A 4,147-nucleotide genomic window follows, 5' to 3' on the forward strand; every position below is an offset into this window, starting at 1 on the left:
TCACTTTGATGCCCGCAAGGCGGGTACAAAGTGTACTCGTGAAAAAACCACGCTGCAGCCCCTGCGGCACAACCTTTACGGCGGTCTCTACAATCTAACGTGAATGTATTACGTGTTCGCCGCACCGCGGAAACGCCCTCAGCGCCGTCCTGCTGCCTCCGGCCCGAAAAGCACACCTTTCTCCTGCCCCAAACCCGGCAAAATGCCCCTGATAAGTTTTACACATCTGCATAGACATGCACGAAAGTGAATGGCGGAGAATTTCGCGCGGATGCAGGCACTAAGCGCGGGGTTCCAGCACAAAACTTCCACGGATAACGCCTCATGGGCGTGCAGTGTACTGTTAGCCTGCGAGGCGTTGGCCAAGCCGGCAGGCGTAGCCAAAACTTACAGGCAGCTATGAGCGAGAAGCGGACATTAGCACTGAATGATTTATGGTTTTTTCAGTTCACCAGCGAGTCAGGTTCTCAGCCGATTCTGCTAACCAAAGTAAAGGTTATGCAGGAAAGCTTTGCTGACGTTGGATTGGGGCAAAGAAGTCAGTGACCACTGAAATGAATGAGGTATCTGCCATATTGTGATTCGATGACAAACTCGTCGTGCAGGGAGCCATACCACACTGATGGGCTGGTGGTGAGGGTAAAGAAAAGTGCATTACCGGTCATTTCCTTAAGACCATCGATGAAATTGGCCAGGAGATTCTGCGTCAGTGATGGTGGCAGAAGCTGCATATCCTCATGCTCAAAGAACCATGTTGCCACTGTTTCCATAAATATTTTTTGAGAACATTCTTTAAGTTGTGGGTGCCAGTATGCGGCCGGAAACTTATTTGAAATGGATGAATGATACATGTCCAAAGAAGTCAACATGCTGTCGCTTTCCTCAAGTTTAACCACAAAATAGTCAGATACACGGTTTGCCACATCATTCATACAGCCTACAGCCCGCATAAATCCTGTAAGTCGTTCCGCATACTTATCCATTTTTCCTCTTTATGCGCATTGCCGTATCTGAATTCATGAACAGGACGTCATTATTGATTTTAACTTTTCAGGGCATTACAGCCTGTCTGTAATTTCACATGTTAAATAGCGTAAGGGAAAATTAAATCCTTGAACAGCCCCCAGCTGATTAAACAAACTGCTGTAACAAGGTCCGCTGTTGGCACGAAGCGGACGCAAAAAAAAATTTATAGCTTGGCAGAATAGTGCTTCTCAATTTGACGTAGGCATCTCCAGCGAATAAAGCCGGAACGCGATTACCTCTTACCCTATCCAGCCGTTTATCTCCTTCAGCCTTTCCTGCAATGGCGTTAACTCATTCCTGACAAACACCTGTGACGCCTTCACCGCATCTCCAAATCCGCCGGAATTATCCGGGATAATCCCCATCATCTGCGGCGGCACGCGGTGCGCGCTTAACAGGTCGTCGCGGCTGGCCTTTTTGTTGTTGAAGAAATCCTCTTTTGTCGCCACCTCGCTGAACGGCAGGATTTTAATGCCGTCCGGCTTGCCGTTGGGCGCGTACATAAACAGGTTACGAAAATTGCCCAGCCCTTTTGTATCGCGCATCACCTGCCGCATGTGGTTAACATCGCTGGAACTCTGCGCCGCGTCGGTCATATACAGTATTGTAAGGTAAAAAAGCCTTTCACAGACCGTCAGAAAAACCACACTGTGGTTATGCACAGCATTTTGGCTTGGGGAGGTAAAAATGGCAGATGATTTGCAGGAGCGGGCGATGATAGAGCGAGTGGAGCCGATAGCGCGGCTGACAACGGAAAGGGTATGTAGGGAACGCGATCGGGAAATCGCGCTTAACCTGATTGCTGAAATCGCAGCGAATAACACTTAATCTGATAATCAATTTTCGGTTGCTTTTTCAACCGTCTCATTTGACAGCTAAGCCTTCCCGTCGCCAGAATATTGCTAATACCATTTGTTATATTTAATATATATGAAAGAAACGATAATTATCCATGACAAGCTAAGAAGTGCTGCATAGCCCGGGATAAAACGTATAAATATATATACGCCTGCCACAATAATTGCGGCAGGTATCAAATAAAAAAATGACTGGAGTAACCATAAAATGGCACGTTTCATTTGCGTAGAATCTCATACAAAGCACCTGCGATTTTTTCTTCGTTGTTATCTCCAGAGTTCACCTGGTAAATTATTTCAGACATTTGGGGTTCAATAAGAAAATAAAGCATTTCAATGTTTTCCTTACACAGAGCTTGATAATATAAAGGGTCCTGGAATTTAAGCCTGTTTGCGGCTGATGCTGCTACTTGCGCTTTTGCATAAAGTGTTGTCGCATTCACAAACCATGTTGAAAATGAATTAACAATTCGGATATGATTTTTTTTGAAATCCGCACTACTAAGCACCAGGTTAGCAATTGTAAAGGATAGAGCCAATTTGCTAGCTCTGGTTGATGCATGCTCTGCTGTTTTACCTAACAAATTTTGGATGTGAGATACAAGTTTATTGCTTTTTTCATCTCCAAGCTTTGCTAAGGTTTTACGGAAGTAAATTTCAACCATATCCAGATTTATATCATTTCTTCTATATATCTCGCTTAAAGAAAAGACTAACCGCTTATCTTCTCTGAACGTATCACGGCATGAGCTTCGATAATATTCATCCGGAACAAGGCATGAACCATAATTAATAATCCGCTGCCCACCCAATTTTAACTTTTGGATAGTAGACATATGATCTTCATGGAGGTCATTTAGAGAGTTTGTTAATGCAATAGCTAACTGCTTATTGGACTGCATTTTTAATTGCAAATAGGTTTGTGACATACCTTAGGTCCTTGTTGTATCATTTACCCAATTTTTGATCATGTTCGTCAACAAGGGCAAGAAAGAAGATGGGGAAAACAAAAAAAATGCTGATTTATGTTCCTGTTGTTATTATTTTTTTCCTAATTATACCGGAAATCATTCTTCGTACATTGACGCCTGGACAGCTGGCGAGGATGAGTGATTTCACAAGCTTAGGGGGGCTCTTAAACCCTTTACTCTCGCTAATAATTTTTTTGGGCCTTTTCTCTGTCGTTTTGGCTGTTCTCACTGTCTCTGCTGTGAGCAAAATCTATCGTTCAAGATCACGCTCTGAGAGCAAGTGAAACCTGGCATTACCGATAATCAGCTTCATCAAAGCTGAGCATGCATTGAGTGCACTATTCTGCATGCATTTTCTACCCTCATTTCCGATGTTGCCAGTATGTTCTGGCACGGTTTCTGTGACTGGATGCAGCTGCATGAATATCTGTGTACAAAGCGAGCAAGAATAGCATTGCGCGCAGATTTAAAAAATCCAAAATTTTTTTGGTTTTCCCCAGATTTTTTGCAGGAAAGTAAGGGGAAAAAATTGGCGGGAGGATAGGAAGCAGCTTTTGCGAGCCGCTGGTAATCAGGCCTAAGGTTGAACTCCAAGCTAATATGGTCTGAAAGCGATCACATCCTTCAGCCTTTCCTGCAACGGCGTTAATTCGTTCCTGACAAACACCTGTGTCGCCTTCACCACATCCTCAAATCCGCCTGAGTTGTCCGGGATAATCCCCATCATCTGCGGCGGCACGCGGTGCGCGCTTAACAGGTCGTCGCGGCTCGCCTTCTTGATATTAAAGAAATCGTCTTTCGTCGCCACCTCGCTGAGCGGCAGGATTTTTATCCCGTCCGGCTTGCCGTTTGGTGCGTACATAAACAGGTTACGAAAGTTTCCCAGGCCTTTCGTGTCGCGCATTGCCTGACGCATCCGATCCACGTCGCTGGAACTCTGCGCCGCGTCGGTCATATACAGGATATAGCCCGCGTGCGCGCCGTTCTGGTAGTACTTGCGGCGAAACAGCGTGGCCGCCTCGTTGAGCCAGGCGGAGTTAAGCGCGCTGAGGTATTCCGGCAGGCCGTAAAGCTCCTGATTAATGTCCGGCTCAATCAGGTGAAACACGCTGCCGGCCGAAAACTGGTGCGGCTCTTTCCAGTCATTCACAAACCAGTATTCGCCGTCCTTCACGCCCTTACGGGTAAATTTCGCCGGGGTGGTTTCCAGCCTGAATGGCTTACCGAGGCTGTTACGCCGCAGCTCGGCAAACGCATTCCCGAACACCAGATAATCCGGCGCAAACTTGCTGA

The 4,147-nt window shown here is 46.0% G+C and carries 4 protein-coding genes and 1 pseudogene; 1 reads left to right on the forward strand and 4 read right to left on the reverse strand.

From position 1 onward, the window contains the following. Positions 1-539: 539 nt before the first annotated feature. Positions 540-983: a hypothetical protein gene (locus RTK32_RS19545; protein WP_312046893.1), complete on the reverse strand. Its 444-nt coding sequence runs from the start codon at positions 981-983 to the stop codon at positions 540-542. A gap of 282 nt (positions 984-1,265) precedes the next feature. After that, positions 1,266-1,631: pseudogene (locus tag RTK32_RS19550) on the reverse strand (Presumed portal vertex protein); the annotation flags it as partial. An 82-nt stretch (positions 1,632-1,713) separates the two neighbouring features. Between RTK32_RS19550 and RTK32_RS19555 the strand changes: the two are divergent. Beyond that, complete coding sequence (locus tag RTK32_RS19555) at positions 1,714-1,854, forward strand: hypothetical protein (protein ID WP_312046897.1); 141 nt, start codon at positions 1,714-1,716, stop codon at positions 1,852-1,854. A gap of 247 nt (positions 1,855-2,101) precedes the next feature. Here the strand turns inward: RTK32_RS19555 and RTK32_RS19560 are convergent, their stop codons facing one another. Together RTK32_RS19560 and RTK32_RS19565 are read right to left on the reverse strand one after the other, a co-directional pair. Beyond that, complete coding sequence (locus RTK32_RS19560; protein WP_312046894.1) at positions 2,102-2,812, reverse strand: hypothetical protein; 711 nt, start codon at positions 2,810-2,812, stop codon at positions 2,102-2,104. Between the two features lie 637 nt (positions 2,813-3,449). Further along, a partial coding sequence (locus RTK32_RS19565) for a phage portal protein (protein ID WP_312046896.1) occupies positions 3,450-4,147 on the reverse strand: 698 nt, incomplete at its 5' end.

This window comes from Erwinia sp. (assembly GCF_031978025.1).
GTDB lineage: Bacteria > Pseudomonadota > Gammaproteobacteria > Enterobacterales > Enterobacteriaceae > Erwinia.

What these genes read in the sequence shown, in the direction of transcription:
- RTK32_RS19545 (WP_312046893.1), bottom strand. Translation starts at nt 983, where the DNA reads ATGGATAAGTATGCGGAACGACTTACAGGATTTATGCGGGCTGTAGGC.
- RTK32_RS19555 (WP_312046897.1), top strand. Translation starts at nt 1,714, where the DNA reads ATGGCAGATGATTTGCAGGAGCGGGCGATGATAGAGCGAGTGGAGCCG.
- RTK32_RS19560 (WP_312046894.1), bottom strand. Translation starts at nt 2,812, where the DNA reads ATGTCACAAACCTATTTGCAATTAAAAATGCAGTCCAATAAGCAGTTA.